The organism is Streptomyces sp. LHD-70 (assembly GCF_031157275.1).
GTDB lineage: Bacteria > Actinomycetota > Actinomycetes > Streptomycetales > Streptomycetaceae > Streptomyces.
This window is the reverse complement of the sequence record NZ_JAVIFW010000005.1, coordinates 226593-250366: the sequence shown is the minus strand read 5'-3', so window position 1 is coordinate 250366 and position 23774 is coordinate 226593. Positions and strand designations below refer to the sequence as shown.

The window sequence follows — 23774 nt, the reverse complement described above, 5'->3', positions numbered from 1 at the left end:
CTTGGTGGAAACCCTACTTGGCGGCCTCGGCGGGCAACTCCGGCGGTACGGCGGCCATTCGGTCGCAGGCGTCGAGGAGGGCCAGCTCTATCTCGTCGAGATCACGGCGTGCGACGGTCGCCTTGGCCACGGCGAGGGCCGCGGTCTGGACGGTGAGGGCACGCGCGGGGACGTCGAGTACGGGCCAGGGGTCCGTCTCGGAGGGGACGGCCGGGCCCGCTGCCGCCGCGTAGGCCCCGATGAAGCGCAGCCATTCCTCGGGGGCGAGCAGTCCGGCCGCGAACCAGGCCGCGGGGCGGGCCAGGTCCCAGGCCGGGTTGCCGAGGCCCAGGTCGTCCACGTCGATGAGGAGCCAGCGACCGTGCGCGCCCGGGTGCCGGACGAGTTGGCCGAGGTGCAGGTCGCCGTGGCAGAGGTGGGCCGGTCCTGGCGGTGCGGACTCGGCGCGGGCCCAGGGCGGCAGGGCGGACCAGGCGCGTTCGACGACGGCGGCGACCGGCTCGGGCGGGCGGGCGCGGCGCATCCGGGACACGGCCAGGGCGGCCTTGTGCGGGCCGCGCATCGCCGGGAGAGGGCCGGGCAGGGCCTCGACAGGGGTGGCGTGCAGGCGGGCGAGGAGTGCGCCGACCTCTTCCCAGGGCGCGGACTGCGGAGCGTCGGGGTCCAGGGGGGTGCCGTACGGCCAGAACGTGACCGGGCGGCCGTCGAGTTCGGTGGCGGGGAGGTTCAGCGGGGCGAGCAGGACGTCGGACAGGGCGGGGTGGGCGGCGACGGCGAGGCGGGTCGCGAGCCGGGGGCGGTCGGCGTCCCGGGCGTGGGCCTTCGCGACGGTGGCGCCGTGGCGTACGACGGTGCCGTCGTCGCGGTCGGCGAGGACCGTGGGGCGGGCGGGGCAGGCGCACTCCGCATACGGGCCGTGGGCCGCCGTTCTGGCGGTGGCGGTCAGCGCCCGCGTGACGGAAGTGCTCACGGATCCCCCTGTGGTCTGCCCTGGCGCGGCGCGGTCGAGCGCGCCGACCTGCGAGCCTACGCCGACGTCCGGGCAGATCGTCCCTGTCCCCCGGACAGGAAAATGCCCGCGCAGCTCCCCAGCTGCGCGGGCATTTCGGTGCCGTCCGCCGCACCCCCGTCCCCACGGGGTTTCATGGCCGGATGTCCCCGCCCGGACCGCTCTTCCGGGCCTGGGGTGCCGCTCAGCGCCCCAGCATCACGCCCACGGACGACGCTTGTGTGACCACTGCTTCCCAGCCGCCGAAGACGACTACGAGCAGGGCCGCCAGGGGAAGCACCATGGCCGTCGCCACCAAGGGGTGACGGGTGCCGGAACGGCGGCCGCCGAACGCGGCGTAAGCCTTGCGTCCCTGCGTGCGGAGGACTGTCCGCGCTGCCGTGTCCGCCATGGTCCCTCTCCTGTCGTCTCTGGCAGCGGCGGGTGCTTGACCTCGGGGGACGAGTGCTGCACCCGCCGCTTGACCTCAAATCTAGGGGCGGGAGCGGGCCGTGACGTCATGCCCTCGTACCGATTGGCGGGCCTCCCGCAGGATGACCCGGGGACGTGATTCGTACTCCCCTGGGTGGAGATGGGGGTCTAGGACCTGGGGTCTTCCCGGAGGGGGCGGGCGGATCGGCCTTCCTCTGTCTCGGATGTGTCCTCGCGCGGGACGGGCTGTTCGACGAGGGCGAGCACGCGGGCCGCCATGAAGCGGGCCGTGCGCACCGCGGTGCCGTTGCGCGTGACTTCGCTCACTTCCACCACTCCCCTGCGGACGCTGGTCTCCACCCGGCGGCCGGCTCGGCTCGCCACCACCTCGTACGTCCTTGTCGTGTCTCCGGCGTCCACCACTATCTCGACCCGGTCACCCTTCATGGCGTCAATCCCCCTTGTGCGACGGTGCGTTGAGGTCCGCCGCAGGCCCAACTGCCCCGGCGGCCAACTCTCCTGACCACGCTTCGATTTTCCCACCCGGCACTGACAATCGACCTGGCCGCGAAGGCGCGGCCTATGAGCGCACGCGGGCGCGGATACGTAAGCTGTGGCACGTCAATTGGTCAGGGCAACAGGTGACGAGGCGGCAGGGATTCGGATGGCGATGATGCGGCTCCGGCGCGAGGATCCGCGTGTCGTCGGCTCGTTCCGGCTGCACCGGCGGCTCGGCGCGGGCGGCATGGGCGTCGTCTACCTCGGCTCCGACCGGCGCGGCCAGCGGGTCGCCCTGAAGGTGATCCGGCCCGATCTGGCCGAGGACCAGGAGTTCCGGTCGCGGTTCGCGCGCGAGGTGTCCGCCGCGCGCCGGATCAGGGGCGGCTGTACGGCCCGTCTGGTCGCCGCCGACCTGGAGGCGGACCGGCCGTGGTTCGCGACGCAGTACGTACCGGGGCCCTCGCTGCACGACAAGGTGGCGGAGGACGGCCCGTTGACCGCCGCCGAGGTGGCGTCCGTGGGCTCCGCGCTCTCCGAGGGCCTGGTCGCGGTGCACGAGGCGGGTGTCGTCCACCGTGACCTCAAGCCGTCCAACATCCTGCTCTCGCCCAAGGGTCCGCGGATCATCGACTTCGGCATCGCCTGGGCGACGGGCGCCTCCACGCTGACCCATGTGGGCACGGCCGTCGGCTCACCCGGCTTCCTCGCGCCCGAGCAGGTGCGCGGGGCCGCGGTGACCCCGGCGACGGATGTGTTCTCGCTCGGGGCGACGCTCGCGTACGCGGCGATGGGTGACTCGCCCTTCGGGCACGGGAGTTCCGAGGTGATGCTGTACCGCGTGGTGCACGAGGAGGCGCAGCTGGCCGGGGTGCCGGACGCGCTTGCTCCGCTCGTCCGGGCCTGCCTCGCGAAGGATCCGGAGGAGCGGCCGAGCACGCTGCAACTCTCCCTGCGGCTCAAGGAGATCGCGGCCCGGGAGGCGCAGGGGCTCGGTGCCGTGGATGCGCGTCCGCCCGCGCCGCGGCGCACCGCCGACCGTCCGGGCGAGCGGCCCGTCGAGCGTACGTCCGGCCGGCTCGCCGAGCAGCAGCGCCCGGACCGCGCCGCCGACCACGCCGCGCAGCGCACCCGGCGGGCGCCCACCACTCCCCCGCCGTCCCGGACCAACGGTTCGCGCGCGGGCCGGGGCCCGGGGCCCTCGCGTACGGGTGGGCGGTCCGGGAGCAGGCCCGCGCCGCGCAGCAACGGCGGGCGTACGGCGCCGCCGCGCACCACGGGCACCGGGCGTCGCGGCCCCGCCAACCCGCGGCTGCTGCGGCAGCGGCTGATCGTGTTCGTGGTCGTGACGCTGCTCGTCGCCCTGGGCATCGCGGCGGCACAGGGCTGCCAGGGGCCCGCGCAGGGGTTGCCGCGGATCTCCTTGCAGGACGGGCCGGGTGTACGGGGCGGTGCCGCGGAGCGGGTGGAGCTCGGGGCCCCGGCGGCGGGTGCTGCGGCCGTGGGCTCCGGCAGCCCGTCTTCCTGATCTCTGCGGAACGCTAGTCCGTCACGAACGGGGCGTATCCGACCGGGACTTCGCTCACCTGCAGCTCCGAGAAGAGCAGTGTGATCCGGTGGGCGTCGGTCTCGATGCAGACCTCGTGGAAGTCGATCCCGAGCGCCTGTGACCAGCGGCGGGTGGCCTCCGACTCGGGGAGCAGGCGCGCGCCGGGGTACAGGCTGTGGCAGTTCACGCCCCAGACGTATCCGTCGAGGTCGGCGGCGCTCTCGTGGTCGGTGAGGCGGTCGTCCAGGGAGACGGCCCAGGTCTCGGGTGCCACCGTCGAGGTGCAGTGGGCCTTGACGCAGTATCTGAACAGGTAGCGCAGACAGGCCGGTTCGATGCCGGTGCGGGGGTCGGCGGTGGCGTGGATGGCGACTTCGTAGTCGCGCAGGTAGGTGGTGTAGCCGTGGTGCACGACGGCGTGGTCGAAGGTGTCGTCGAGCAGCCGTTCCAGGACTGCGGTGTCCACGCCGCGCTCCCCTCCCCCGAGACGGGCCCTGGGCCTCAGTTCTCGGGCCGGCCCGTCGTCACCGCGTAGAACGCGACCGCCGCCGCCGCGCCCACGTTGAGGGAGTCGACGTCGTGGGCCATCGGGATGCGGACCCATTCGTCGGCGGCGACCAGGGCCTGGGTGGAGAGGCCGTCGCCCTCCGCGCCGAGCATCAGGGCCACGCGGTCCATGCGGTGCGGGGCCAGGTCGTCGAGGGTCGAGGCCTTCTCGTCCGGGGTGAGGGCGAGGAGCTTGAAGCCCGCCTCGCGGACCGACTCCAGCCTCTTCGGCCAGGCTTCGAGCCGTGCGTACGGGACCGAGAAGACCGCGCCCATCGAGACCTTGACGGAGCGGCGGTACAGCGGGTCGGCGCAGTCCGGGGAGAGCAGGACCGCGTCGATGCCGAGGGCGGCGGCGCTGCGGAAGATCGCGCCGATGTTGGTGTGGTCGTTGACCGCCTCCATGACGGCCACGCGCCGTGCGCCCGCGAGGAGTTCGCCCGCCGTGGGCAGCGGCTTGCGCTGCATGGAGGCGAGGGCGCCGCGGTGCACGTGGTAGCCGGTGACGCGCTCGGCAAGGTCCGGGCTGACCGCGTACACGGGGGCCGGGACCTCGTCGATGACGTCGCGCATCACGTCGACCCACTTGGACGAGAGCAGCATGGAGCGCATCTCGTAACCGGCGTGCCGGGCGCGCCTGATGACCTTCTCGCCCTCGGCGATGAAGAGGCCCTCGACGGGTTCGCGCCTGCGGCGCAGCTCCACGTCGGTCAGGCCGATGTAGTCGCTCAGGCGCGGGTCGTCGGGGTCGTCGACGGTGATGAGATCAGCCACAGGGTGATACTGCCTTGTCCAAGGGGTGGTGCCAACGGCTCGGGAGAAGAGAGTTACCCGAGGTTACAGATCGGTGGTCGCCGGGGTCACGCCTCGGGCTTCGACGGGACACCGACGCCCACGACCTCGCCGATCACGATGACCGCGGGCGGGCGCACGTCCTCGGCGGTGACCGTCTCTCCGACCGTGGCCAAGGTGGCGTCGACGCGGCGCTGGGTCGCAGTCGTGCCCTCCTGGACGAGGGCGACGGGGGTCTCGGGGGCGCGGCCGTTGGCGATCAGGGCCTCGGCGATCTTGCCGATCTTGTCGACCCCCATGAGGACGACGAGGGTGCCGCGCAGCCGGGCGAGCGCCGCCCAGTCGACCAGGGAGCGCTCGTCGTCGGGCGCCACATGGCCGGAGACGACGGTGAACTCGTGCGCGACGCCGCGGTGCGTGACGGGGATGCCCGCCGCGCCCGGCACGCTGATGGAGCTGGAGATGCCCGGCACGACCGTGCAGGCGATGCCCACCTCGGCCAGCGCCTGCGCCTCCTCCATGCCGCGCCCGAACACGAACGGGTCGCCGCCCTTCAGACGTACGACGGACTTGCCGGCCTTGGCGTGCTCGATCAGCGCGTTGTTGATCGCCTCCTGCGCCATGAACCGGCCGTACGGGATCTTCGCCGCGTCGATCACCTCGACGTGCGGCGGGAGTTCGTTGAGCAGGTCGCGCGGGCCGAGCCGGTCGGCGATGACCACGTCGGCCTGGGCGAGCAGGCGGCGGCCGCGGACCGTGATCAGGTCCGGATCGCCGGGCCCGCCGCCGACGAGGGCGACGCTAGGGGCGTGCGGGCGGTGGTGCGGGGCGACGAGCGTGCCGTCGCGCAGGCCCTCGACGACGGTGTCGCGGATCGCGGCGGTGCGGCGCGGGTCCGGGGAGTCGCCGAGGACGGCCACGGTGACGCCGTCGGAGTGGCCGGTGGCCGGGGTCCAGGCGGTGGCGGCTGTGGCGTCGTCGGAGCGTACGCACCAGACGCGGCCCGCCTCGCCCTCCGCGGACGCGGCCTCGTTGGCGGCGTGGTCGCTGGTGGCGATCAGGGCGTACCAGGTGTCGGCGAGGTCTCCCGCCGCGTAGGGCCGGCGGTGCCAGGTGATCTCGCCGGAGTCGGCCATCGCCTCGACCGAGGGCGTCGCGGACGGCGACACGAGGTGGACGTCGGCGCCCGCAGCGATCAGGGCCGGGAGGCGGCGCTGGGCGACCGAGCCGCCGCCGAGTACGACCACGCGGCGGCCGGAGAGGCGGAGTCCTACGGGGTAGGCGGGGTGTTCAGCCATGTGCTGCGGCTCCTCATGCGGAGGGCGTGCGCCGCTGCGGCGGTGGAGCGGCACGGGTCTGACGTGGGGATTTGTGGTGCGGGTACAGGGTACGGCGTGGGGCGGCGGGGGGTTCTTTCCCCTCCCCGCCCCTTCCCTGAAGTCCTGGCGGACAGCCTCGGGGGCTTCGTCCCGGACCCCCGAATCGGCCTTCGGCCTCTGTCCTCAATCTCCCCCAGCTACCGCTGGGAGGTGCCCCAGACGGGCTGATTCACTTCTCCGTGACCCCGGCCGAGTCGAACGTCGCCACCTCGTGCATGGCGCGGGCCGCCGACTGGACGATCGGGAGCGCGAGGAGCGCGCCCGTGCCCTCGCCGAGGCGCAGGTCGAGGTCGACGAGCGGGCGCAGGCCCAGCTTGTTGAGGGCCGCGACATGGCCGGGCTCGGCGCTGCGGTGACCGGCGATGCAGGCGGCGAGGACCTCGGGCGCGACGGCGCGGGCGACCAGGGCGGCCGCTCCGGCGCTGACGCCGTCCAGGATCACCGGGGTGCGCAGCGAGGCGCCGCCCAGCAACAGGCCGACCATGGCGGCGTGTTCGAGGCCGCCGATGGCCGCGAGGACGCCGATCGGGTCGGCCGGGTCGGGCTGGTGCAGCTCCAGGGCCCGGCGTACGACATCGGTCTTACGGGCCAGTGTCTCGTCGTTGACGCCGGTGCCGCGTCCGGTGACCTCGGCCGGGTCTGCGCCCGTGTACACCGAGATCAGGGCGGCGGACGCCGTGGTGTTGGCGATGCCCATCTCGCCGGTGAGCAGCGCCTTGTTGCCGGCGGCCACGAGGTCACGGGCGGTGTCGATGCCGACCTCGATGGCCTCCTTGACCTCCTCGCGGGTGAGCGCGGGGCCTGTGGTCATGTCGGCGGTGCCGGCGCGGACCTTGCGCGGCAGGAGGCCGGGCGTCGCGGGCAGATCGGAGGCGACGCCCACGTCGATGATGCACACCTCGGCGCCCACCTGATTGGCGAACGCGTTGCAGACCGCGCCGCCGCCGAGGAAGTTGGCGACCATCTGGCCGGTGACCTCCTGCGGCCAGGGGGTGACGCCCTGGGCGTGCACGCCGTGGTCGCCCGCGAAGATCGCCACCGCGGCGGGCTCCGGGATGGGCGGCGGGCACATCCGCGAGAGCCCGGCCAGCTGCGCGGAGATGATCTCCAGCATGCCGAGGGCGCCCGCGGGCTTCGTCATCCGCTTCTGCCGCTCCCACGCCTCACCGAGCGCCTTGGCGTCGAGGGGACGGATGTTGGCGACGGTGTCGGCGAGCAGGTCGTGCGGCTCCTCGCCGGGCAGGGCGCGGCGGCCGTACGTCTCCTCGTGCACGACCCAGGACAGCGGGCGGCGCTTGGACCAGCCTGCCTGCATCAGCTCGGGCTCGTCCGGGAACTCGTCGACGTATCCGACGCACAAGTACGCGACGACTTCGAGGTGTTCGGGCAGCCCGAGCGTACGGACCATCTCGCGCTCGTCGAAGAAGCTGACCCAGCCGACGCCGAGGCCCTCGGCTCGGGCCGCGAGCCACAGGTTCTCGACCGCGAGCGCGGAGGAGTACGGAGCCATCTGCGGCTGGGTGTGGCGGCCGAGAGTGTGGCGGCCGCCGCGGGTGGGGTCGGCGGTGACGACGATGTTCACCGGGGTGTCGAGGATGGCCTCGATCTTCAGTTCCTTGAACTGCTTCGCGCGGCCCTTGGGCAGGGACTTGGCGTACGCGTCCTTCTGCCGCATGGCCAGTTCGTGCATCGTGCGCCGGGTTTCGGCGGAGCGGATGACGACGAAGTCCCAGGGCTGCGAGTGGCCGACGGACGGCGCCGTGTGGGCGGCCTCCAGGACACGGAGCAGCACGTCGTGCGGGATCGGGTCGCTGCGGAAGCCGTTGCGGATGTCGCGGCGCTCGCGCATCACGCGCAGGACGGCCTCGCGCTCGGCGTCGTCGTAGGCGGGAGCGGGGGCGGCTGCGGGGATCTCGGTGGAGGGGGCCTCCGGGGCGGGGGTGGCCTCCTCGGCGGCGGCTTCGACCTCTGCGGACTGCTCAGTCGGTTCGGTCGGTTCGGTCGGCTGAATCTCCTCGGCCTCGACTTCGGCCTCGGCCTCGCGAGCCGGTTCGGTTGCCTCTGCCTCCGGGGCTTCCGCGAGTACGGGCTGGGCCTCGGGCGCGACGGCGGGCTCGGGCTCGGCGACGGCGTCGTCGGCCTCGGTGACCTCGACGAGTTCGTTGATGTCCGTGGCCTCGGCCGCTTCGGTCAGCTCGACGGGCTCGGGGGCCTGCTCAGGGGCGGGGGCCTGCTCGGGCTCAGGTGCGGCCTCGGGCTGCGGTTCGGCGGCGAGGGGCTGCGCCTCCGGTACGGACTGCGCCTCCGGTACGGGCTGAGGCTGCTGCTCGGGCTGCGCCTGCGGCTCGGGGGCGGCCTTGGCCTCCGGGGCAGGCTGCGCCTCGGCCTCCGGCTCGGCGGCCTGGAGGGCGGGCTCCTCGGCCGGGGCCTCGGCAGCGGGCGCTGTCTCGCTGTCCGGTGCGACTTCCGCTTCCGGGGCGGGTGCGGGCTGTTCGACTGCCGTGGGCTCGGTGGCGGGCTCGGTCTTGATCTCTGTCTCGGCTTCCGCTTCGTGCATGTGCTGGGGGGTGGCGGCGGCGTCCGGCGCCGCGTTCTCGCCGTCGCGGGGCGCGGGGACCTGGGAGGCCTCCGGCTCCTGCTGTTCCGACTCCGGCTGCTCCGGGGCCAGCTGCTCCGGGGTCTGGCCCGGCTCCTCCTCCTGCGGGATCCGCAGTGGCTGGGGCGGGGTCGGGGCGAGGTGCGGAGTGGACGGGATGGAGCCCTCCACCGGCACGAACTCGCCGACCGGCTGCGCCTCAACAGGCAGCTCGCCAGGGCCGGTTGACATCGGCTGCGGGGCCGGAGGCACCGGCGTACCCGCGGCGGGAGAAGGCTGTACGGGCTCGGGCACGGCCTGACCCGCGACGGGGGCGACGGGGACCGCCTCCGGGACGACCGTTTCTGCACCCGGGGCCTGAGGGACCTCCGGGGCCTGAGGGACCTCCGGAGACTGCGGGCCCTGCGGAGACTGCGGGCCCTGCGGCGGCTGCGGGGACCACGGCATCGCGCCCTGGAGCGGGATCTCGCCGAGCTGCGGCTCCTGCGGCACCCCGTTCTCGGCGCGCGGCACGTCCAGGTACTCGGGACCGGCGAGGGTCTGCCCGGAGTCCTGCACCTGCACCGGGTGCGGCGGAGTGGCGGTGGCCGGGCCGCGGTCGGCGAGGGAGCGGACCGGGCTCGCGGTGGCGGCCGGGGCGGGCGGGCCCAGGTGCAGCGGACGGCGGCCGTGGCCGTTGGACTGCGCCGACGCGAGCTGCTGTCCGCCGTGCGTACCGCCGTGCTGTGCGGAGGCGGGGCCGGGCAGCCGTACGTCCGCGAGGTTCACCGAACCGCTGTCGCGGCCGGACATCTCGTGCGGACCGGGCACCTGCGCCACGGCCTCCTGGGCCGGTGCGTGCTGGGCAAGGTCCTGAGCCACCGCCGCCTGCGGCACGGCCTGAGCCTGTGCCTGCCCCTGAGCCTCGGGGGCCAACACCTCCTGCACCACGGCCTGCTGCTCGTACTGCACCTGCGAGGCCTGCTGCTCGTACGACATGGCCTGCTGCTCGTACGGCATCTGCAGCGGCTGCTGTCCGCCCATCACCTGCGGAGCCTGCTCGTACGGGAGCGACTCGGCGGGGGCCGCGGCCTGTTCGTATCCCGGAGCCTGGGGCTGGTCGAAGCCCGCGGCCTCCGGCGCGTAGCCGGGCTGGCCCTCGGTCCAGGCGCCCTGGGCGCCCGGCATGAAGAGCAGGTCGTCGTCCTCGGTGGTGGTGCCGGCGGGGTCGAGGTAGGTGTACGCGCCGGGTGCGGGAACGCCCGGCTGGTCCACCGTGCCTGCGCTCGAAGGCAGTCCCTCGCCCGGAACCTGGCCGGTGTCGGTCATGCGTACCCCTCGCCCATCGGTCGTTCTCCTTCGGCCGGCTCGCCCGTGGCGGCGGCAACCGCCCATGGACAAGAACGAGCGTGCGCGCCGCGCGGCACGGAACGGCCGCGTACCCACCCTTGGCGTCTGACGCCACAGGCATTCTCGCGGTCGGACCACCGCCGTGTCGCCAAGATCCGCCACGGCCCGCTGTGGACTACGCCACGTCGCGCGTCCTCCGATCCACGCCGTACCACACACGCCTCAAACCGGGCACGTCTTCCGGACATTGACGTACGAACCGACGAACGTCCGGGAGCGGTACAACGATCGGCCAGCCTACCGCGCGCGGCGGGGTCGCAAGGTCACGGGGCGCGATACCACCCGGTGCCCCTCGTCAGCGGGGCGACTCGCCGCGCGCTTCCAACTCTCCGCAGATCAGGAAGGCGACCGCGCGTTCGCGTTCCGTCCAGGCGCGCGTATCGAGTTCGACGGTCTGCAGGAGCGCGCACTCCACGACGTACCCGTGCTCGGTGAGGTCGCGGCCGATCAACTCGGCCTCGTCACGCGTGGAGGCGTGGGTGACGATCCGTTCGGGCCTGCGGTCGGCGACGGCGGAGACCACGGCGGCGCCGCCGCCCCCGACGCGTACGACATCGGGCTCGGGCAGGTCCTCCAGTACGTGCGGGGCCGAGCCGCGGAGGATCTGCAGCGGGACGCCGAAGCGGCGGGCGTTGCGGTCGGTCTGGGCGCAGGCGGCGATGTCCCGGTCGACGGCGATGACGGCGGCGCCGAACCGGGCGGCCTCGACGGCGAAGGCGCCGCTGCCGGAGCCGATGTCCCAGACCAGGTCGCCCACGCGCGGTCCCAGGCGGGCGAGTTGGGCCGCGCGGAGGCGGTCGTTCTCGCCCTCGCCGGGCCCGTCCTCGCCGTAGGCGTCCGCGGGCAGGGCCCAGCCGCGGGGGCGGGCGGCGGGGTCGCGGCCGGCGATCCAGGTGTGGTCCTGGCCGACGGTTCCGCCGATGACGATGACGACGTTGGGGTCGCGCCAGGAGACGTCGGCGGCCTTGTCGGAGGTGAGTACGGAGACGCGTTCGCGGTCGGTGCCGAGCTCCTCGCAGACCACGAAGGTGCGGTGCACTCCCTGCAGCAGCAGGGCGAGCTCGGCGGGGCCCGCGCCCGGTGAGGTGAGGACGGCGACCTTGGTGTGGGCGCGGCACACATTGACCGCGCGGCGCAGGGTGCGGCTCTGGGCGACGACGATCTGGGCGTCGTCCCAGGGCATGCCGGCGCGGGCGAAGGCCTGGGCGACGGAGGAGACGGCGGGGACGACCTCGACCTCGAGGCCGTGTTCGGGGGCGCGCAGGGTGCGTACGACGCCGAAGAAGCCGGGGTCGCCGTCCGCGAGGACGACGGCGGTGCCGCGGTGGGCGGCGATACGGCGGGCGGCGAGCGAGACACTGCCCAGCCGGATGCGCTCGGCGCGGGCGGGCACTTCGGGCAGCGCCAGGTGGTGGGCGGCGCCCGCCACGAGCGTCGCGGCGCCGAGTGCGGAGCGGGCCGCTTCCGTCAGGGGCGAGCCGTCCCAGCCGATCACCGTGACCCGGTCGGCCATCGTCGTCAGTCTCCTGGGGGTGCTCGCAGGTCGTCAGTGGGCGGCCGCCGGTCGTGAAGGGACGGGGCGGGCCTGGTGAGCGTACCTGGTGGATCCGTGGCGGGCCGGGCCGGTAGGGGCAGGGCGGGACCGGGCGACTTGAGGCGTCAGTTCCACTCGGAGAAGGCGGTGTATCCGGAGGCCTCGGCCAGCTGGTCGGCGATGCCGTCGAGGTCCTCGGGCAGCAGGCTCCAGACGATCAGATCGGTGCGGGTGTCGCTCCAGACGCCGCCGTCGTCTCTCGTACGCGCTATGCAGGCGCCGCGCAGGATGCCCTCGCTGATGCAGCCGATCTTCTGGGCGACCTGCTGGGACGCGACGTTGTCGGCGGCGGTGCGCAGTTCGAGGCGCTCGAAGCCCTGGTCGCGGAAGAGCCACTGGGTGACGGCGAGCGCGGCCTCCGACGCGTATCCCTCGCCGCGGGCCCAGGGGGCGACGACGTAAGCGATCTCGCTGGCGCGGACCCGCCAGTCGGTGTGCCGCAGATGCACGAGGCCGACGAGGCGCTGGGTGAGGAACTCGGTGACGGCGAAGACGATGCCGCGGCCCTCGGTGCGCTCGGCGGGGGCGAGTTCGGTGACCCAGGCGCGGGCGTCGGCCTCGGTGTACGGCTGCGGGGCGGTGGTCCAGGCGACGACGTACTCGTCGTTCATCATCTCGGTGAGGCCGTCGACGTCCGCTTCCTCGAACGGGCGCAGCACGAGGCGTTCCGTGCTGATGGAGATGTCCGGGAACATCGAGTTGGCCGTAGTCATCGTGCCGCTCCGTCACTACTGGTCTGCCGCCGAACCACTGCTGGTCTGCTGCCGAAGTGCCCAGCATGCAGCATGCACCCACCGAACTGCACTACGGGGCCCGTACCTTGGCAGGTACGGGCCCCGTGGTACGTGAGGGTGGGTCAGTTGCTGTTCAGTTCGCGGTGACCGGCAGGACCGAGCCCTGGTACTTCTCCTCGATGAACTGCTTCACCTCGGGCGAAGTCAGCAGCTTCGCGAGCTTCTTGACCCTCGGGTCGTCCTCGTCGCCCTTCTTGACGGCGAGGACGTTGTTGTACGGGTTGCCCTCGACGGACTCAAGGAGGATGGCGTCCTTCTTGGGGCTGAGCCCGGCGTCGAGCGCGTAGTTGTTGTTGATGATCGCCGCGTCGACGTCCTTCAACGAGCGCGGCAGCTGGGCCGGTTCGATCTCCTTGAAGGTGAGGCCCTTGGGGTTCTTCGCGACGTCCTCGGGGCTCGCGTCGGCGCCCGCGTCCTTCTTGAGCTCGATCAGGCCCTCGGAGGCGAGGAGTTCGAGCGCCCGGCCCTCGTTGGTGGTGTCGTTGGGCAGCGCGATCGTGGCGCCCTTCTTCAGCTCACCAGGGCGCTTGACCTTCTCGGAGTAGAGGCCCATGGGCGGCAGGTACACCTCGGTGACCGCGCTCAGGGTGGTGCCCTTGGACTCGTTGAAGTCGTCGAGGTAGGGCTTGTGCTGGTACAGGTTGGCGCCGAGGGTGCCGTCCTGGAGCGCGGTGTTCGGCAGGACGTAGTCCGTGAACTCCTTGATCTCCAGGTCGAGTCCGGCCTTCTTCGCCAGCTTCTGCTGTACGTACGTGAGGACTTCACCGGCCGGGGTCGGGGTGGCCCCGACGACGAGCGGGCCGCTCTTGTCGTCGGAGCCGGAGCCCGAGCCGCCGGTGCCGCAGGCCGTCAGGCCGAGCGCGAGGGCTCCGGCGAGGACGGCGAGGGGCAGGGTGCGGGTGCGCATGGTCGTTCCGTGCTCTCAGCTCAGCGTTCGGCTCAGAAGGAGGGCAGGACGGAGCCGGCGTACTTGTCCTCGATGAACTTCTTCACCTCGGGCGACGTCAGCAGCTTGGCGAGCTTCTTCACGCGCGGGTCGTTCTCGGCGCCTTCCTTCACGGCGAGGACGTTGTTGTAGTCGTTGCCCTTGGTGGTCTCCAGGAACAGCGCGTCCTTGGCCGGCTTGAGGTCGGCGCCGATCGCGTAGTTGCCGTTGATGACCGCGGCGTCGACGTCCTTCAGGGAGCGCGGGGTCTGCGCGGCCTCGACCTCCTTGAACTGGAGGTCCTTCGGGTTCTTCGCGATGTCCTGCGGGGTCGCGGTGGCCTCGGCGCCCTTCTTCAGGGTGATGAGGTCGTTGGCGGCGAGGAAGCGCAGGGCGCGGCTCTCGTTGTCGGCGTCGTTGGGAAGGGCGATGGTGGCGCCCTTCTTCAGGTCGTCGGCCTTCTTGAGCTTCTCGGAGTAGAGGCCGAGCGGCTCCAGGTGGACGGTGGCGACGGACTCGAGGTGCGTGCCGTTCTTCTTGTTGAAGTCCTCGAGGTACGGCTGGGTCTGGAAGTAGTTGGCGCCGACGGAGCCGTCCTCGGTGGCCTGGTTCGGCTGGACGTAGTCCGTGAACTCCTTGACCTCGAGCTTGAGGCCTTCCTTCGCCGCCAGGTTGTCCTTGATGTAGTTCAGGATCTCGGCGTGCGGCACGGGGGTCGCGGCGACGATCAGCGGGTCGGAGGCCTTGGCCTTCTCGTCCTCGCCGCCGCCGCAGGCGGTCAGACCGAGGGTGAGGGCGCCGGTGGTGAGGACTGCTGCGGTGATCTTGGTGGTGTTACGCACGAAAAGTGCCTTTCTCCATGGGTGGTACACCCCGCCGGTGGCAACGGGGAAGACGGGAAGCAGGAAGGTGTCAGCCGGACTTGGCCGGGGATCCGGCGGTCGCGGTCGCCTCGGAGGTGGCCGGGCCGCCCGGCAGCAGGCCGGTGAAGGCGCGGAAGCGGAGCGGTTCGCCGCCCTTGCCCGCACGGCGGTGCAGGACCCGGGCGCCGCTGTCACCGGCGAACTGGATGAGCGAGATGACGACGGCGAGCACCGCGACGGTGATCCACATCAGGCTGGACTCGAAGCGCTGGTAGCCGTAGCGGATCGCGATGTCGCCGAGGCCGCCCGCGCCGACCGTGCCGGCCATGGCCGAGTAGCCGATGAGCGCGACGATCGTCGTGGTGGTCGCCGAGATCAGCGAGGGCAGCGACTCGGGCACGAGGACCTTGCGTACGACGGTCCAGGTGTTGCCGCCCATCGACTGCACGGCCTCGACGAGCCCGTGGTCGACCTCGCGTACGGCCGTCTCGACGAGGCGCGCGAAGAACGGGATGGCGCCGACGGCGAGCGGCACGATCGCCGCCTCCACGCCGATGGTGGTGCCGACTACGGCGCGCGTGAAGCCCATCAGGGCGACCATCAGGATGATGAAGGGCATCGAGCGGGCGATGTTCACGACCTGCCCGATCACCTTGTTCACGAAGGTGTTCTGCAGCAGGCCGCCCTTGTCCGTGAGGACGAGGAGCACACCGAGCGGCAGTCCGCCGACGACGGCGATGAGCGTGGACCAGCCCACCATGTAGAAGGTGTCCAGACAGGCCTGCTCCAGCAGGGGCTGCATTTCCGACCAGGTCACTTGGCGACACCTTCCTTCACGAGCTGCGGTTCACCCGAGGCGAGCTCCGCGCGTCCGGCCACGTCCACCTGAAGCCCCTGCTCGCGCAGGAACCCGATGGGCACGACGTTCTCCTCGAAGCGGCCGGGCAGTTCGATGCGCATCCGGCCGACCTGCCTGCCGCCGACGGTGTCCATCGCGGCACCCAGGATCGAGATGTCGATGTTGTACGTACGGGAGAGCTGCGAGATGACCGGCTCGGTGGTGGTCTCACCGTGGAAGGTGAGGTCGACGACGGTGCGGTCGTCGCCGGAGGCCTCGCCGCTGACCGGGAAGAGCGCGGCGGCCAGCTCGGAGCCGGGGGTGGCGAGGAGTTCGCCGACCGTGCCGGACTCGACGATCCGGCCGCGCTCCATCAGGGCGGCCGAGTCGCAGACGGTCTTGACGACGTCCATCTCGTGCGTGATGAGCAGGACGGTCAGGCCGAGCTGCTGGTTGAGGTCGCGCAGGAGCTGGAGGATCGAGCGGGTGGTCTCCGGGTCGAGGGCGCTGGTGGCCTCGTCGGAGAGCAGCACCTTCGGGTCGCCGGCCAGGGCGCGGGCGATGCCGACGCGCTGCTTCTGGCCGCCGGAGAGCTGGGCCGGGTAGCTCTTGGCCTTGTCGGAGAGGCCGACGAGGTCGAGGAGTTCGAGGGCCTTGCGGGAGCGCTCGCGGCCGCTGATGCCGAGGATCTCCAGGGGCAGCTCGACGTTGTCCTGCACGGTCCGCGAGGACAGCAGGTTGAAGTGCTGGAAGACCATGCCGATGCGGCTGCGGGCCTGGCGCAGCTCCTTGCTCGCGCGCTGGCCGCGGCCGGCGAGGGCGGTGAGGTCGACGCCGTCCACCGTCACGGTGCCGGAGGTGGGGCGTTCGAGGAGGTTGACGCAGCGGATCAGCGAGGACTTGCCGGCGCCGGACTGGCCGATGACGCCGTACACCTCCCCTTCGCGCACGTGCAGATCGACGCCGTCGAGTGCGGTTACTTCACGACCGCGTGAGCGGTAGACCTTGGTCAGGCCGGAAGTGGTGATCACTGGGGTTTCCGTCACTGTCGAGTGCGGGCGCGGGGTGCGCGCCGGGCACGGGGCATTCTTCTTCGGAAGCCGGGCACGGTTCTCGTACGGGGCACTCTCGTACGGGGCACGGAGGAACCGGGGAGTAACGCGTGCGCGGGGCGGTGCTCGTTCCGCTCGGGGATGGTGCGCGGACACGGCTCGCGGGCTCGCTTCGGGGCGCGAGGCGGGGGTGCGGGGGCCCTCAGAAGGCGCACATTCGACACATACAACGAGCACCGGGCGTTGCGTTCGCCTCGGTCGCAGGGGTGCGGTAGCTCGTCGTGGTCATGCGGACCAGTAAAGCAGACAGGCGTACGAGCCGATCACGGCTGTCCGAATAGCGGACTCGTTCGGTCCGCTGTCCGGACAGCGCGCGAGGGGCCTCAGCCGGCGGTGACGATCTCGACGCCACCCTCGATGGCCTGCGCGGACACCGCCGAGAGGTCGGTCACGACGACGTCGGCGACTAGCTCTTCGGCGGTGTGGGTTGTGGTCAACGCCACGGTCCTCATGCCGGCCGCGCGGCCGGACGCCAGACCTGCGGGCGCGTCCTCGAAGACCACGCAGCGGGCCGGGTCGACGCCCAGCTTCTCGGCGGCGAGCAGGAAGGGCTCGGGGTCGGGCTTGCCCCGGGTGATGTCGTCGGCGGCGACCATCGCGGGGAAGTCGACGCCGACCTCGTGCAGCCGGGCCTCGGCGAGGGGGCGGGTGGCGGAGGTGACGACGGCCCAGCGGTCGCGGGGCAGCGAGCCGAGGAGTTCCTTGGTGCCGGGCAGCAGTACGACGCCGCCGGCCACGTCCTCCACCTCCAGCTGCTCGATCCGCTTGAGGGCGCCCGGGATCCGCTCCTCGGGCAGCAGCTCGGCGATGATCTCGACGGCGGGGCGGCCGTGCAGTTCGACCCGCTCGAAGTCGGCCGCGGAGATCCCGTACTCCTCGGCCCAGCGGCGCCAGCAGCGGTAGACCGACTCCATGGAGGAGATCAGCGTTCCGTCGTTGTCGAAAAGGAGGGCCTCGGCCTGGATCTTCATGGTTCCGAGCGTAAGCGGAACGCCCCGCGCCCCTTATCGGACCCCCGGCCCTCACCGTGGGACCCCGGGCCGGGCGCGAGGGGACTTTCGTCCCGTAATAGGGTCTCGGCATGCTCATCGCCCTGACGGTCGCGACCGCCGTGGCCGCCCTGCTGCTCGCCGCGTGGTGCGGGTTCGCGGCCTTCCGCGACCAGCCCACCAAGGACTGGCACTTCATCGGCATGGCCGTGGTGACCCTGCTCGCCGTGGTCCAACTCGTCGTGGGAATCGTGCAGTTGGCGCGCGGTCAGGAGCCGGAGCAGGGTACGACGATCTTCGTCGCGTATCTGATCGGCTGCGCAGCGTGCGTCCCGGCGGCGGGTTTCCTCTCGCTCGCCGAGCGCACCCGCTGGGGTTCGATCACGGTCGCGGCGTCCGGCGTGGTCCTGGCGGTGCTGCAGGTCCGGCTCTATGACATCTGGGGTGCCTGAGATGGCCGCGGAACGCACACGGCTCATCAAGGGCCCGGGGCTGCTGCTCGTCTGGCTGTACGGGGTGATGGTGGTCGGCGCGCTGTCGCGCTCGGTCTACCAGATCTCCACGGAGTTCGACCGGGCCCCGCTGCCCTACTCGCTCTCGCTGCTCGCGGCGCTCGTCTACGCGTTCATCACGTACACGCTGGTGCGCGGCGGCGAGACGGCCCGGCGGGCGGCGCTCGCGTGCTGTGCGGCCGAGCTGGTGGGTGTGGTCGTGGTCGGGGCCTGGACGCTGGTCGAGCCGTCGGCCTTCCCGGACGCCACGGTGTGGTCGGACTTCGGGATGGGCTATCTGTTCATCCCGGTGCTGCTGCCGGTGACGGCGCTGTTCTGGCTGCGCAGGTCTCGTACGGAGGTACGGGCGGCGGCCTGAGCTGTCGAAGGCACCGGCCCTCGACAGCTCACGGCGTCCGCGTGCCTCAGGCGCTGGTGGCGTACGCCGCCGGGTCGGTGGCGTCCTTGGCGAGGGTCACGAGCGTGAGGCGCTCATTGACCTGCCGGGTGCCGACGGGGGCGTAGCCGTGCTTGCGGTAGAGCTGCAGGTTGTTCTCGCTGCGGTGGCCGCTGAAGAGCTGGAAGCTCTTGACGGCGCCCGCGAGGGTGAGGCGCTCCTCGATCGCGAGCAGGAGCCGGCCGCCGAGGCCGTGGCGCTGCATCCGCGGGTGCACGATCAGCTTGTCGATCCGGGCCGTGCCGTCGGCGTCGACCCCGCCGCGCACCGAGGCGACGACCTCCGTGCCGAGCCGGGCCACGAGGACGCAGCCGGCGTCCAGTTCGGCACGCAGTGAGTCGAGTGACTGGGTGAGCGGCTCGATGGAGTAGTCGCCGTACAGCTCCGCCTCGCTCTGGTAGCAGAGGTACTGCAGTTTCAGAATCTGCTCGGCGTCCTGAGTCTCCGCCGCTGAGATGGTCACGCTCATGCCCATGTGCGCACGCCTCCCGCTCACCTGTCCGCCGGTTGCCCTTGTTCGCACCTTTCCCCAACAGTCCGGGTGCCGCAACCTCCGCGAGCATTCTGCGCACGCATCCCAGGCCCCGGGAACGCTCCAGCCCCAAACTGCCTTGTGAGATAGCCGACTTCCCTGGGATTCGGGGGTACATGGGGAGGTCCGTCAGATCACCCGACGTCGAAGTCCTCCGGCGCGAGGAGCCTGCGCAGGCTCTCCAGGCATCGGGCACGCTCCGGGCCCACGCTGCCCTGCGCGAGGCCCAGCTCCCGGGCGATCTCCCGGTACGTGAGGTCCCTCGGTGACAGGAAGGCAGCGACCAGCCGGGCACAGCTCCCGGGCAGCCGCCGCACGGCGTTCCGGAGGAGGCGGTCGCGCTCGACGCGGACGAGGACCTGTTCGGGAACGTCGTCCGCGGTGGCGGGCTCACCTCTGTAGGCCCGCTCCCGCAGACCCGCCCACTCCGCCCGGCACACCTCCGCGTGGACCGCGTTCCGCAACCACCCCTCCGGGTCCGCCGGCGGGCCGATTAGGTGGAGGCGTTCCAACAGCCTTAACCACACCGCCTGTTCGAGGTCGCCGGGGTCCGCACCGAGGGCCGGCGCCGCCGCGGCTGCTTCGGCGGTCAGCAGGGGTCGGAGGGTGGCCACCAGGTGTTCCGCGGTCAAGGTGATCATGCCGCTGGTGACGTCACCGTCCCGACAGCGGGTTGCCGGGACGGTGCACGCTCACCTCAACGGGCCCTGCCCACCTGCCCGTTGACGACCTGCTCCGCCTAGCTGTCGGCGAAATCCTCCGCCGCGAGCAGCGCCGTGTCCGGGTTGTCGGAGAAGATTCCGTCGATGCCCGTGGCGAAGTACGTCTTGAGTGCGCCGAAGACGTCACCGTAGGCGTTGGGGTCCGTGCCCTTGCGGAAGTCCAGCGGGAGGAAGATGTTCTCGTTGCGCATCGTGTACGGGTGGAGGAGCAGGTTCTCCGCGTGGGCGTCCCGGACCAGGGTCGTGGGCTCGGTGAGGCGGCCCTCCTTGTCGCGCGGGATGACCAGGTCGAGCGTGGGCCCGATGCCCTGGGCGTACGAGGCGATCCACTTCAGGCCCTCGGGCTTGACCAGGTCGGCGACGGTGCGCGGGTCGCCCGACTCCACGAAGTCCCAGGGGCGGCTGGACGCCCTGGAGAGCAGCACCACGCGCGGCCCGTCGATGAGCCTGCTCATCCGCTGCATGCTGCTCGGCTCGAAGGACTGGACGAAGTTCGGGGAGTGCTCCTTGTGCCGCCCGTACCGGCGCAGCAGCTTCGCGAGGGGCTCCTCCAGGCCGAGGCCGAGCTTCCGGAAGTACGTGGGGTGCTTGGTCTCGATGTGCAGCCAGACCGGACGGCCCCGCCTGCGCCCCTCCTTCTCGGCCCAGCGCAGCACCTCTTCGAGCGTGGGCACCTCCCAGCGGCCGTCGTAGACCGTGTTCTCCTGGCGGTTCTTCGGGATGCGCTCCTTCGCGCGCAGCGTCTTCAGCTCGGCGAGCGTGAAGTCCTCCGTGAACCAGCCGGTCAGGGACACCCCGTCGACGGACTTCGTGGCCTTGCGGCCGGCGAACTCGGGGTGGTCGGCGACATCGGTCGTGCCGGTGATGTCGTTCTCGTGACGGCATACGAGATGGCCGTCCTTGGTGGGCACCAGGTCCTGCTCGATGACGTGCGCGCCCATGTCCAGGGCGAGTTGGTACGAGCCGAGGGTGTGCTCGGGCCGGTACCCGCTGGCGCCGCGGTGCGCGACGACCGTCGGCACCGGCAGCGAGGCGACGCCACGACCTCCTGAACCGCTCCCGCCGTCGTCGGCTCTCGCCGTGCCGGCCAGCCCGAACGCGGCTCCGCCCGCGCCGAGCACCGCCGCGCCGAGCAGGGAACGCCTGCCGGGTCCGCCCGCGCCCGACCGCTCCCCCGCCATGTCCCGCTGACCCTGCCGGCCCTGCTCTCCGTGGCTCATATGCGCTCCTCGCGCTCGTCGTGTGCACGCGTCTGTCGGCTGACGGGCAGATGTTAGGGCCCGTCAGATGGCGGAAGGGAGCCCCTGGCACCAAGGAGCGACCAACGGAGAGCCAACACGGATCAACAATGTGTATCCAGTGGGTGAACCCCGGTGTGCAATCCGGACGTGTCCGCGAGTATCGTCCTCACCTGCACAGTCGCCCTTGCAAGACCCTTGACACCGGAGGAACCGTTGTCCCGCTTCGCGTTCATCAAGGCAGTGCTCGGACCGGTCATGCGCCTGATGTTCCGTCCACGGGTGGAGGGCGCGGAGAACATTCCGGGCGACGGCCCCGTGATCCTCGCGGGCAACCACCTGACGTTCATCGACTCGATGATCCTGCCGCTGGTCTGCGACCGGCAGGTGTTCTTCATCGGCAAGGACGAGTACGTCACGGGCAAGAGCCTCAAGGGCCGCCTGATGGCATGGTTCTTCACCGGCGTCGGCATGATCCCGGTGGACCGGGACGGCGGCCGCGGCGGTGTCGCGGCGCTGATGACCGGCCGCCGCGTCCTGGAGCAGGGCCGCGTCTTCGGCATCTACCCGGAGGGCACCCGCTCCCCCGACGGCCGCCTGTATCGCGGCCGTACCGGCATCGCCCGGCTGACCCTGATGACCGGCGCCCCGGTGGTGCCGTTCGCCATGATCGGCACGGACAAGCTCCAGCCGGGCGGCGCGGGCCTGCCGCGCCCGGGCCGGGTCACGGTCCGCTTCGGCGAGGCGATGGAGTTCTCGCGGTACGAGGGCATGGACCGCGACCGGTACGTTCTGCGCGCGGTGACGGACTCCGTCATGGCCGAGGTCATGGCGCTGTCCGGGCAGGAGTACGTGGACATGTACGCCACGAAGGCGAAGGCGGCGTAACCGTCCTGCCGGACGGGCTCAGTTCTCCAGCCGCTGCCCCCGCAGCATGAACCACGCCGCCACCGCCGTGGCGAACAGCACGGCCGCCGCGACGCCCGCCGCCGTCTCGAAGCCCGTCGTGAACGAGGCCTGCGCCGACGCGAGCAGCTTCGCGCCCTGTTCCGCGGGCAGTTGGTTCACCACCTCGACCGCTCCGCCGAGCGAGTCCTGGGCCGCGGTGACCGCCTCTGCCGGTACACCCTCGGGGACCGTGAAGCCGCGGTAGATACCGGTGACGACCGAGCCGAGCAGGGCGATGCCGAGGGCCGAGCCCAGTTCGTACGCCGTCTCGGAGACCGCGGACGCCGCGCCCGCCTGCTCCTTGGGGACGCTGGAGAGGATGACGTCGGCGGTGACCGTGAAGGCGAGGCCGGCGCCGGCGCCGCCGAGGAACAGCGCGACGCACATCAGGAGCACCGGGGTGTGCGCGTCAAGCGCCGTGCACGCGGCGAGCGCCAGGCCGACCGCCGCGAGCCCGGCCGACACGGTGAGCCGCACCGAGGTCCGCCGGGCGACGAGACCCGCGACGAGCCCCGTGCCCACCGCGCCGAGGGCCGCGGGCAGTTCGATCAGCCCGGCGCCCAACGGCGAGCGCATCTGCACCAGTTGCAGGAACTGGGAGAGGAAGAAGACCAGACCGGCGAGGCCGAGGATGGTCAGCAGGTCGGCGAGGACCGCCCCGGAGAAGCCGCGGTGCTGGAAGAGCCGCATGTCGAGCAGCGGCGAGTCGAGCGTCAACTGCCGCCTGGCGAACCAGATCAGGCCGACGACGCCCACCACCGCGGCGACCGCGATGTCCCAGCGGAATCCGTGCACGGCCGCCTCCTTCACGGCGTACACCACCGCGACCATGCCCACCAGGGAGAGCGCGACGCTGAGCAGGTCCCACGGGCCCGGGTTCGGGTCGCGCGACTCGGGAAGCAGCTTGATGCCGACGAGCACGAGGACCGCCATCACCGGCAGGTTGATCAGGAAGACCGAGCCCCACCAGAAGTGGTTGAGGAGGGTGCCGCCGACGAGCGGCCCGACCGCGGCGCCGGCCGAGGCGGCGGCGCCCCAGATGCCGACGGCGACGCTGCGCTCCTTGGGGTCGTGGAAGATGTTCCGGATCAGCGCGAGGGTGGACGGCATCAGCGTCGCACCCGCGACACCGAGCAGCGCGCGGGCCAGGATCATCGTCTCGGGCGTGGTGGCGTACGCGTTGAGCACCGAGACCGCGCCGAACGCGACCGCGCCCGTGAGCAGCAGCTTCTTGCGGCCGATGCGGTCGCCGAGGCTGCCCATGGAGACGAGCAGACCGGCGATCACGAACGAGTAGACGTCACCGATCCAGAGCAGCTGGGTGCCGGACGGCTTGAGGTCCTCACTGAGGAACGGGGTGGCGAGGCCGAGTACGGTCGCGTCCACCGCCACGAGCAGGACGGCCAGGACGAGCACGGCGAGGGCGAGCCAGCGGCCCGGGTGACGCCCCTCCTGCTCCTTCGTCACATGCTGCGCTGTGCTGGTCATTTCTCCACGCTCCGCCGGGCGCCGCCGAGCAGCAACTCGACGATCATGTACTGGAATTCCTTGGCCGCGACCCGTCCGTCCTGGACGGCCCAGGCGCCCGCGCCCACGAGTCCGTAGAACGCCTCGGTGAGCCAGGCCGGGGTCAGGTCGATCCGGAAGACGCCCTGTTCCTGTCCGTGCCGGAAGAGGCGGGAGACGCGGGCGTCGAGACGGGCCCAGCCCTCGTTCTGCTGGTCGCCCTCGAAGAGCTGGTTCTCGCTGACGAGGAAGGACAGGAGCGGGCCGAGTGGCTCCACTTCGGCGACGAGCCGTCGTACGGCGTCGTCGGCCTGACCCTCGTCGAGCGCCGCCGCGTCGATGGCGGCCTCCAGCTCCTGGATGCCCATCTCTTCCAAGGCCCTGACCAGCGCTTCCCGCCCGGCGAAGTGCCGGTGCAGGGTGGCGCGGCCGATGCCTGCGGCGCGGGCGACCTCGTCCATGGTCGCGGTGGATTTGCGGCTCAGCAGGCCCGCTGCGGCCCGCAGCACCTGTTCCCGATCGACTGCCATGAGACGACCATAACCCAAGTGAGACACAGATGTCTCATTCTTAAGCATGAGAAAGGCCCGCCGTAC

At 71.8% G+C, this 23774-nt stretch carries 23 protein-coding genes; 4 read left to right on the top strand and 19 right to left on the bottom strand.

The annotated features are described in order from the left end of the window. Positions 1 to 13: 13 nt before the first annotated feature. The 3 genes from RCO28_RS11815 to RCO28_RS11805 all read right to left on the bottom strand — a co-directional run bounded on the left by RCO28_RS11815 (position 14) and on the right by RCO28_RS11805 (position 1867). On the bottom strand, positions 14 to 970 hold the full coding sequence (locus RCO28_RS11815; RefSeq protein ID WP_308941003.1) for an aminoglycoside phosphotransferase family protein: 957 nt from the start codon (positions 968 to 970) through the stop codon (positions 14 to 16). Between the two features lie 223 nt (positions 971 to 1193). Further along, the gene (locus RCO28_RS11810; RefSeq protein WP_308941002.1) at positions 1194 to 1400 is read right to left on the bottom strand and encodes a hypothetical protein; all 207 of its coding nucleotides are present in this window, start codon (positions 1398 to 1400) and stop codon (positions 1194 to 1196) included. A gap of 188 nt (positions 1401 to 1588) precedes the next feature. Next, the gene (locus RCO28_RS11805; RefSeq protein ID WP_308941001.1) at positions 1589 to 1867 is read right to left on the bottom strand and encodes a hypothetical protein; all 279 of its coding nucleotides are present in this window, start codon (positions 1865 to 1867) and stop codon (positions 1589 to 1591) included. A 211-nt stretch (positions 1868 to 2078) separates the two neighbouring features. Between RCO28_RS11805 and RCO28_RS11800 the strand changes: the two genes are divergently transcribed. Beyond that, a complete protein-coding gene (locus tag RCO28_RS11800) occupies positions 2079 to 3446 on the top strand; it encodes a protein kinase (protein ID WP_374991151.1) in 1368 nt (455 codons plus the stop codon). 13 nt (positions 3447 to 3459) lie between these two features. Here RCO28_RS11800 and RCO28_RS11795 read toward each other — a convergent pair whose 3' ends face one another. From RCO28_RS11795 to RCO28_RS11745, 11 genes are all read right to left on the bottom strand, one after another. Further along, positions 3460 to 3933 carry a hypothetical protein gene (locus RCO28_RS11795; protein ID WP_308940999.1) on the bottom strand — a complete coding sequence of 158 codons (474 nt, stop codon included), beginning with the start codon at positions 3931 to 3933 and terminating at the stop codon, positions 3460 to 3462. A gap of 35 nt (positions 3934 to 3968) precedes the next feature. Next, the gene (locus RCO28_RS11790; RefSeq protein ID WP_308940998.1) at positions 3969 to 4787 is read right to left on the bottom strand and encodes an RNA methyltransferase; all 819 of its coding nucleotides are present in this window, start codon (positions 4785 to 4787) and stop codon (positions 3969 to 3971) included. Between the two features lie 86 nt (positions 4788 to 4873). Continuing rightward, on the bottom strand, positions 4874 to 6103 hold the full coding sequence (gene cobA / locus RCO28_RS11785; protein WP_308940997.1) for a uroporphyrinogen-III C-methyltransferase: 1230 nt from the start codon (positions 6101 to 6103) through the stop codon (positions 4874 to 4876). A 250-nt stretch (positions 6104 to 6353) separates the two neighbouring features. Then, entirely contained in the window at positions 6354 to 10088 is a 3735-nt protein-coding gene (gene cobT, locus RCO28_RS11780) for a nicotinate-nucleotide--dimethylbenzimidazole phosphoribosyltransferase (protein WP_308940996.1), read from the bottom strand. Between the two features lie 376 nt (positions 10089 to 10464). After that, positions 10465 to 11682 carry a precorrin-6y C5,15-methyltransferase (decarboxylating) subunit CbiE gene (cbiE, locus tag RCO28_RS11775; protein ID WP_308940995.1) on the bottom strand — a complete coding sequence of 406 codons (1218 nt, stop codon included), beginning with the start codon at positions 11680 to 11682 and terminating at the stop codon, positions 10465 to 10467. Between the two features lie 146 nt (positions 11683 to 11828). Continuing rightward, a complete protein-coding gene (locus RCO28_RS11770; RefSeq protein ID WP_308940994.1) occupies positions 11829 to 12476 on the bottom strand; it encodes a GNAT family N-acetyltransferase in 648 nt (215 codons plus the stop codon). Between the two features lie 154 nt (positions 12477 to 12630). Further along, positions 12631 to 13464 carry a MetQ/NlpA family ABC transporter substrate-binding protein gene (locus RCO28_RS11765; RefSeq protein WP_308940993.1) on the bottom strand — a complete coding sequence of 278 codons (834 nt, stop codon included), beginning with the start codon at positions 13462 to 13464 and terminating at the stop codon, positions 12631 to 12633. 32 nt (positions 13465 to 13496) lie between these two features. After that, on the bottom strand, positions 13497 to 14324 hold the full coding sequence (locus RCO28_RS11760) for a MetQ/NlpA family ABC transporter substrate-binding protein (protein ID WP_308940992.1): 828 nt from the start codon (positions 14322 to 14324) through the stop codon (positions 13497 to 13499). Positions 14325 to 14394: 70 nt separating this feature from the next. Beyond that, complete coding sequence (locus tag RCO28_RS11755) at positions 14395 to 15162, bottom strand: methionine ABC transporter permease (RefSeq protein WP_308940991.1); 768 nt, start codon at positions 15160 to 15162, stop codon at positions 14395 to 14397. Further along, complete coding sequence (locus tag RCO28_RS11750; RefSeq protein WP_308940990.1) at positions 15159 to 16214, bottom strand: ATP-binding cassette domain-containing protein; 1056 nt, start codon at positions 16212 to 16214, stop codon at positions 15159 to 15161. Before RCO28_RS11750 ends, RCO28_RS11755 begins: the two co-directional genes overlap by 4 nt. 404 nt (positions 16215 to 16618) lie before the next feature. After that, entirely contained in the window at positions 16619 to 17266 is a 648-nt protein-coding gene (locus tag RCO28_RS11745) for an HAD family hydrolase (RefSeq protein WP_308940989.1), read from the bottom strand. A 110-nt stretch (positions 17267 to 17376) separates the two neighbouring features. Between RCO28_RS11745 and RCO28_RS11740 the strand changes: the two genes are divergently transcribed. Together RCO28_RS11740 and RCO28_RS11735 are read left to right on the top strand one after the other, a co-directional pair. Next, positions 17377 to 17736, top strand: a complete 360-nt coding sequence (locus RCO28_RS11740) for a hypothetical protein (protein ID WP_308940988.1) — start codon at positions 17377 to 17379, stop codon at positions 17734 to 17736. A gap of 1 nt (position 17737) precedes the next feature. Further along, positions 17738 to 18154, top strand: coding sequence for a hypothetical protein (locus RCO28_RS11735; RefSeq protein ID WP_308940987.1), 417 nt, complete (start codon positions 17738 to 17740; stop codon positions 18152 to 18154). 46 nt (positions 18155 to 18200) lie between these two features. On the opposite strand, the gene RCO28_RS11730 is transcribed toward RCO28_RS11735, so the two are convergent. From RCO28_RS11730 to RCO28_RS11720, 3 genes are all read right to left on the bottom strand, one after another. Further along, complete coding sequence (locus RCO28_RS11730) at positions 18201 to 18707, bottom strand: GNAT family N-acetyltransferase (protein ID WP_308940986.1); 507 nt, start codon at positions 18705 to 18707, stop codon at positions 18201 to 18203. 191 nt (positions 18708 to 18898) lie between these two features. Further along, positions 18899 to 19405, bottom strand: a complete 507-nt coding sequence (locus RCO28_RS11725; protein ID WP_308940985.1) for a sigma-70 family RNA polymerase sigma factor — start codon at positions 19403 to 19405, stop codon at positions 18899 to 18901. 98 nt (positions 19406 to 19503) lie between these two features. Then, positions 19504 to 20667, bottom strand: coding sequence for a glycerophosphodiester phosphodiesterase (locus tag RCO28_RS11720; RefSeq protein WP_308941241.1), 1164 nt, complete (start codon positions 20665 to 20667; stop codon positions 19504 to 19506). Positions 20668 to 20922: 255 nt separating this feature from the next. On the opposite strand from RCO28_RS11720, the gene RCO28_RS11715 reads away from it, so the two are divergent. After that, positions 20923 to 21612, top strand: coding sequence for a lysophospholipid acyltransferase family protein (locus RCO28_RS11715; RefSeq protein ID WP_374991150.1), 690 nt, complete (start codon positions 20923 to 20925; stop codon positions 21610 to 21612). An 18-nt stretch (positions 21613 to 21630) separates the two neighbouring features. On the opposite strand, the gene RCO28_RS11710 is transcribed toward RCO28_RS11715, so the two are convergent. Next, positions 21631 to 23160, bottom strand: coding sequence for an MFS transporter (locus RCO28_RS11710; RefSeq protein ID WP_308940983.1), 1530 nt, complete (start codon positions 23158 to 23160; stop codon positions 21631 to 21633). Then, positions 23157 to 23708 carry a helix-turn-helix domain-containing protein gene (locus tag RCO28_RS11705; RefSeq protein WP_308940982.1) on the bottom strand — a complete coding sequence of 184 codons (552 nt, stop codon included), beginning with the start codon at positions 23706 to 23708 and terminating at the stop codon, positions 23157 to 23159. The genes RCO28_RS11710 and RCO28_RS11705 overlap by 4 nt, the downstream gene beginning before the upstream one ends. Positions 23709 to 23774: the final 66 nt, after the last annotated feature.

Coding starts and splice junctions, on each gene's coding strand:
- RCO28_RS11810 (WP_308941002.1), bottom strand. CDS start 1,400: ATGGCGGACACGGCAGCGCGGACAGTCCTCCGCACGCAGGGACGCAAG.
- RCO28_RS11805 (WP_308941001.1), bottom strand. CDS start 1,867: ATGAAGGGTGACCGGGTCGAGATAGTGGTGGACGCCGGAGACACGACA.
- cobA (WP_308940997.1), bottom strand. CDS start 6,103: ATGGCTGAACACCCCGCCTACCCCGTAGGACTCCGCCTCTCCGGCCGC.
- cobT (WP_308940996.1), bottom strand. CDS start 10,088: ATGACCGACACCGGCCAGGTTCCGGGCGAGGGACTGCCTTCGAGCGCA.
- cbiE (WP_308940995.1), bottom strand. CDS start 11,682: ATGGCCGACCGGGTCACGGTGATCGGCTGGGACGGCTCGCCCCTGACG.
- RCO28_RS11770 (WP_308940994.1), bottom strand. CDS start 12,476: ATGACTACGGCCAACTCGATGTTCCCGGACATCTCCATCAGCACGGAA.
- RCO28_RS11765 (WP_308940993.1), bottom strand. CDS start 13,464: ATGCGCACCCGCACCCTGCCCCTCGCCGTCCTCGCCGGAGCCCTCGCG.
- RCO28_RS11745 (WP_308940989.1), bottom strand. CDS start 17,266: ATGAAGATCCAGGCCGAGGCCCTCCTTTTCGACAACGACGGAACGCTG.
- RCO28_RS11740 (WP_308940988.1), top strand. CDS start 17,377: ATGCTCATCGCCCTGACGGTCGCGACCGCCGTGGCCGCCCTGCTGCTC.
- RCO28_RS11735 (WP_308940987.1), top strand. CDS start 17,738: ATGGCCGCGGAACGCACACGGCTCATCAAGGGCCCGGGGCTGCTGCTC.
- RCO28_RS11730 (WP_308940986.1), bottom strand. CDS start 18,707: ATGGGCATGAGCGTGACCATCTCAGCGGCGGAGACTCAGGACGCCGAG.
- RCO28_RS11725 (WP_308940985.1), bottom strand. CDS start 19,405: ATGATCACCTTGACCGCGGAACACCTGGTGGCCACCCTCCGACCCCTG.
- RCO28_RS11720 (WP_308941241.1), bottom strand. CDS start 20,667: ATGGCGGGGGAGCGGTCGGGCGCGGGCGGACCCGGCAGGCGTTCCCTG.
- RCO28_RS11710 (WP_308940983.1), bottom strand. CDS start 23,160: ATGACCAGCACAGCGCAGCATGTGACGAAGGAGCAGGAGGGGCGTCAC.
- RCO28_RS11705 (WP_308940982.1), bottom strand. CDS start 23,708: ATGGCAGTCGATCGGGAACAGGTGCTGCGGGCCGCAGCGGGCCTGCTG.